This window comes from Microbispora sp. ZYX-F-249 (genome assembly GCF_039649665.1).
GTDB lineage: Bacteria > Actinomycetota > Actinomycetes > Streptosporangiales > Streptosporangiaceae > Microbispora > Microbispora maris.
Genome location: NZ_JBDJAW010000184.1, coordinates 1 through 379, shown reverse-complemented (window position 1 = coordinate 379; position 379 = coordinate 1). Strand labels below are relative to the sequence as shown.

General features: G+C 71.5%; 1 protein-coding gene. It reads left to right on the top strand.

The features are described 5' to 3' along the window. On the top strand, positions 1–379 hold a 379-nt coding region (locus AAH991_RS40335), incomplete at both ends, for a Gfo/Idh/MocA family protein (protein WP_346231221.1).

The following is a 379-nucleotide window of genomic DNA, read 5'->3' as shown; positions in this document are numbered from 1 at the left end:
GCTCGGCGACATCGGCGCCCACATCATCGACACCGCCGAGTTCATCACCGGTCAGCGGCTCGTCGGGGTCTCGGCGGTGACCGAGACCTTCGTCAAGGAGCGTCCGCTGGCCGCCAGCTCGTCCGGGCTCTCCGCCGGCGGCGGCACCGGGAGGGGCCCGGTCACCGTCGACGACGCCGCGCTGTTCATCGGCCGGCTCAGCGGCGGCGGCCTGGCGTCGTTCGAGGCCACCCGGTTCGCGACCGGGCACAAGAACGCGCTGCGGGTCGAGGTCAACGGGTCGCTGGGCAGCCTGTCCTTCGACTTCGAGGCGATGAACGAGCTGTGGTTCCACGACCACACCATCGGCAGTGCCGAGCACGGGTTCCGGCGGGTGCAG